This window comes from Veillonella dispar, from assembly GCF_937975875.1.
Taxonomy (GTDB): domain Bacteria; phylum Bacillota; class Negativicutes; order Veillonellales; family Veillonellaceae; genus Veillonella; species Veillonella dispar_B.
This window is the reverse complement of sequence record NZ_CALJSP010000179.1, coordinates 1-4,816: the sequence shown is the minus strand read 5'-3', so window position 1 is coordinate 4,816 and position 4,816 is coordinate 1. Positions and strand designations below refer to the sequence as shown.

Below are 4,816 nucleotides of genomic sequence, written 5' to 3'. Positions count from 1 at the left end.
GGTTTTGCCTTAGGGCCGCTCATTGCTGGTGGCGTTTATGTCTTTGGCGGCCAATTCCTCTGGGTGTTTACGGCTATTGCCGCGCTCGGCGTGTTGCTATATCTATATGCTTTCACAGGTCATACTACTGAGGCCGAAGATGCGCGTGAATGTGAAAGCCAAATTAAGGGCACAAATACAGGCATAAACGATTGGGTGAGTTTTACAAAGCTATTTTTCGTCATTGCATCTCGATCAATTTTGTTCTCCGTATTATCGATTTTTATACCGATTTTATACATTACTGTTATCAATGGCGAAGCCGGTGCATCGAGCTTGGCACTTACTATGTACTTTGCCATGGGGGCTATCCTCACCTATATGGGTGGTGCACTATCAGATAAGCTAGGCTTTCTAAAAACAGTGCGTTTAGGTAATATTATATTTTTACCATCCGTATTAGTGTTTATCTTCGTACCGAATGCATGGGGATTCTTTGGCGCCATGATACCGATGGCTTTTGGCGTATTCTCACAATATGGACCTATTACCGTTCTAGGCCAAAAATACCTTGCTAAAAATGCAGGCTTTGCCTCAGGTATTACACTAGGTCTTGGCATTACCTTAGGTGGCCTTGTAGCACCATATGTAGGTCATCTAGCTGATATCTATGACGTACAAACTGCATTGATGACACTGATCCCTGTTGGTGCTGTAGGTTTACTCATGAGTTTTTGGCTGAAAGAACCAAAATAATATCGATGCAATGAATCATATTAAAGATGTAATGGCATGTAAGTCGATAAATAGTGTGAAAAACTAAAATAGAATATTTTGACTAGTTAAAATGTCAATACCTGGGAGGTGACCATTGGGCACCTCCCATTTGTTTACTTTAAGGGGCTAGATACTTATATTGGATGTAGTAAGAGTTTAAATTTCTATATCTCAATATCTTTACTGAATATATGTTTTAACATATAATTTAAGTAAAGATTTCTTCTAGTACTAGGAGGAATATGATGGATACGTTTTCTGTTGTTTTTTATGAAAACACCGAAGAGCGCTATTGAATTAGCTATAAAATATAAGAACGATTATATCGAGAGGTATACATAATATGGAAACGTTAGATCAATATTTAGAGAAACAATTGAAAAATCCGAAGTTTAAAAAAGAGTGGGATGCATTAGATGATGAGTATCAAATTATTCAGAATATAGTTGAAGCACGATTGGCAGCTCATATGACGCAAATGCAGTTATCCGAATTAACAGGTATTACTCAGTCTGATATTAGTAAGATTGAAAATGGCAATGGTAATCCATCTTTAAAAACATTACAGAAAATAGCTCATGCTTTTGGGAAGAAACTAAAGATTGAATTTGTATAAATACTTTCACAGAGTCCGAACATTGTTGTATAATGTTAGTGAATTATTTAGACTTTCACATGGAGGATATAGATATGGCAACAAGTATGGTTATCGGCACTCAATGGGGTGACGAGGGTAAAGGTAAAATCGTTGACTGGATCGCGGAACGTGCAGACGTTGTAGTGCGCAGTCAAGGTGGTAATAATGCAGGTCATACTGTTGTGGTAGATGACAAAGCATTTGCTCTTCGCCTTTTACCAAGCGGCATTTTGTACGATAACAAACAAAATATCGTGGGTACTGGTGTTGTAATCGACCCTAAAGTATTGTTACAAGAAATCGAAGGCCTTGAAAAACAAGGTAAATCTGCAAAATCCCTTCATATTTCTGACCGTGCGCATGTTATCATGCCATATCATATCGCTTTAGATAATGCAGAGGAAGCATCTAAAGGTGATGCTAAAATCGGTACTACTAAAAACGGTATCGGTCCTTGCTATGCTGATAAAATTAACCGTATCGGCATCCGTATCTGCGACTTGTATGACCTTGAAACATTCAAACAAAAATTAGCATACAATGTAGAATTTAAAAATAAAATGCTTACTAAAGTTTATGATGCTGAACCAGTTAACTATGATGAAATCTTAGCGGATTACATCAAATATGCTGAAGCATTGAAACCATATGTAACAGATACTAACATCGCTGTTCTTAAAGCAGTTAAAGAGGACAAAAAGGTATTGTTCGAAGGCGCTCAAGCTACTATGCTTGACCTTGACCATGGTACATATCCATTCGTAACATCCTCTCATCCAATCGCTGGTGGTGCTTCTACAGGCGCTGGTATTGGTCCAAACTACTTGAAAAATATCTTCGGCGTTGTAAAAGCGTACGCAACACGCGTTGGTGCAGGTCCATTCCCTACAGAGCTTCTTGATGAAACTGGCGACAACCTTCGCAAACTTGGTCATGAGTTCGGTACTGTAACTGGTCGTCCTCGTCGTTGTGGTTGGTTAGACCTTATGGTTGTAAAATACGCTGCAGGTCTTAACAGCTTAGATTACCTCGCTATTACACGCTTGGATATCCTTGATTCCTTCAAAGAATTGAAAATCTGTGTAGGTTACAAATTGAATGGCAAAGACGTAGAAGGCTTCCCAGCTAACTTGAAAGATCTTGAAGCATGCGAAGCTGTTTACGAAACATTGCCAGGTTGGGAAACAGATATCTCTGGTATCCGCAAATACGAAGATCTTCCTGAAAATGCTCGCAAATATGTAGAACGCATTGCAGAAGTAACAGGTGTACCTTTGGGCATTGTATCCGTAGGTCCTAATCGTAACCAAACAATCGATTTAGTAAACGTATTCTAAGCTATACTAATTTGGTATAATTGGTTTGCTCTAGGGGAGACTAGAATTTATCATTATAAATTCTATGTTTTTCCTACTATACAATCGACTTATAGAATTATACAGATAAGGCCCCTCTATGAGGGGTCTTTTGTATTGAAAGTCATTAGAACACAAAATCGGTATAGTTTATATCTAATCCTTTAGATTGCTAATATAGTGCGGTATATCGAAGTATGCTATATGGTTATTAGAAAATCGCTATATCGAAAATTCTATAGAAAATAATTGCACAAAACCATTATATATACATTTTTATGTATAACTAAATAAATCTATGAGATGAAAATTTATTTAAAATATTCATAGCGAATAGCCTATAGTGTGCTGAAATTAGTTTATAATGTGGTAAAATTTACTCATATATAATTATTTGGTATTCATAATAAATTATTAAGATACAAATATAAAGAAAAAAATAGATTTACATTAAGAAATAGTATATAATAGTATCAATAAGTAGATTGACATTTTTTGATACGGATTTGAGGAGTTAAAGATATGGTTGAAGTTTCTTATGAACGTTTAGCGACGATTTTTAAGGCATTAAGCGATGAAACAAGATTACACATCATCGACATGTTGTCTTGCAATGAATTATGTGCAGCTGATATTTTAGCTAGCTTCAATTTATCCCAATCTACGTTGAGCTACCATATGAAAATCTTAATTGATGCAGGTGTAGTTAACTCTCAACGTAATGGCTTATGGACACGTTATTCCATTAACGAAGCTACATTTGGCGACATTCTAGAAATCATCCCTCAATTATATAAATCTAAGGATGAGTGCATTTGTGCGCAAATTAAATACTGCCGTATTTCTGAGCACGAAAAAGAAGCGTAACAATGAGACGTTGGATTATGCATGTTGATATGGATGCATTCTTCGCGTCCATCGAACAACTGGATCATCCAGAGTATAAAGGCCACCCCGTTATCGTGGGTGGTCTTTCTTCACGTGGCGTTGTTGCTACTTGTTCCTATGAGGCTCGTAAATTTGGGGTTCATTCTGCCATGCCTATCTCGAGGGCTAAGAAATTATGTCCTGATGGAATTTATGTGTATCCGCGTATGGACCGCTACAAAGAGGTATCGCATCAGATTTTTTCTATTATGAAAGAATTTACTCCCTACATTGAGCCATTGTCTATCGATGAGGCCTTTCTTGAGGTAAGTGGTATGTCTACCATGTATAGTGGGCCCAAAGCGTTAGGTCGTGCCATCAAGGACCGTGTATATGAGAAGACCGGGCTCATCATCTCGGCGGGATTAGCACCTAATAAATTTTTAGCTAAACTAGCCTCTGATTTAGACAAGCCAGATGGCCTTGTAGTCATTCCTTATGGTCGTGAAAAAGAGATTTTGGCTCCATTGCCTATTAAACGGATTTGGGGCGTAGGCCCTCATACGGAAAAACGGCTGAAAGCAGGAGGCTTCCACTTGATGCGTCACATTCAAGCCTTGCCAGATGAAGGGAGTCTCATTCCCATTGTAGGCAATCAGGCGCGACGCATATGGGAGCTAGCGAATGGTATTGATGAACGGCCTGTAGAAACAGATCGTAAAATACAATCCATCGGAGCCGAAGAAACCTACGAAGAGGATCTTGTCGATGGCAGTGCTATTGAACTCGAGTTCAGATATTTTGCCAATCGTCTATCGAAGCGGTTACGGAAACGGAATCTGTTAGGGCATACCGTGTCGATTAAGGTGCGCTATGATGACTTCACTACTGTATCACGGCAGAAACGATTAGATACACCATCTGATCATGAGCATGTATTCTTTGAAACAGCACTGCTTTTGTGGAACAAGCTGATGCAAGATAAGACGAGCAAGAAGCCTAAAGGGACGAAGAAAGATGTGGAAGCACTAGGGGCTACTACAAAGATAAAATCTAGGAATCTTAGCTATAATGGATCTAATTATAGTCAGTCTAATTATAGTGGATCGAACTATTGTAGCTCTAAGGGGATTGCCTTTATGAATCCTCCCGGCCCTATACGCCTATTAGGTCTTACTGTTAGTGGTCTCGACTCCCCAGC

At 38.5% G+C, this 4,816-nt stretch carries 5 protein-coding genes; all 5 read left to right on the top strand.

The window, feature by feature from the left end:
- On the top strand, positions 1-735 hold a 735-nt coding region (locus Q7P05_RS08935), incomplete at its 5' end, for an MFS transporter (protein ID WP_303931729.1).
- Between the two features lie 364 nt (positions 736-1,099).
- The gene (locus Q7P05_RS08930) at positions 1,100-1,372 is read left to right on the top strand and encodes a helix-turn-helix domain-containing protein (RefSeq protein ID WP_024062668.1); all 273 of its coding nucleotides are present in this window, start codon (positions 1,100-1,102) and stop codon (positions 1,370-1,372) included.
- Positions 1,373-1,446: 74 nt separating this feature from the next.
- The gene (locus tag Q7P05_RS08925) at positions 1,447-2,730 is read left to right on the top strand and encodes an adenylosuccinate synthase (protein WP_287499687.1); all 1,284 of its coding nucleotides are present in this window, start codon (positions 1,447-1,449) and stop codon (positions 2,728-2,730) included.
- Between the two features lie 540 nt (positions 2,731-3,270).
- Entirely contained in the window at positions 3,271-3,615 is a 345-nt protein-coding gene (locus tag Q7P05_RS08920) for a helix-turn-helix transcriptional regulator (RefSeq protein ID WP_009352539.1), read from the top strand.
- Positions 3,616-3,617: 2 nt separating this feature from the next.
- Positions 3,618-4,816: DNA polymerase IV (gene dinB / locus Q7P05_RS08915; RefSeq protein ID WP_303931726.1), on the top strand; the 1,199-nt coding region annotated here is incomplete at its 3' end.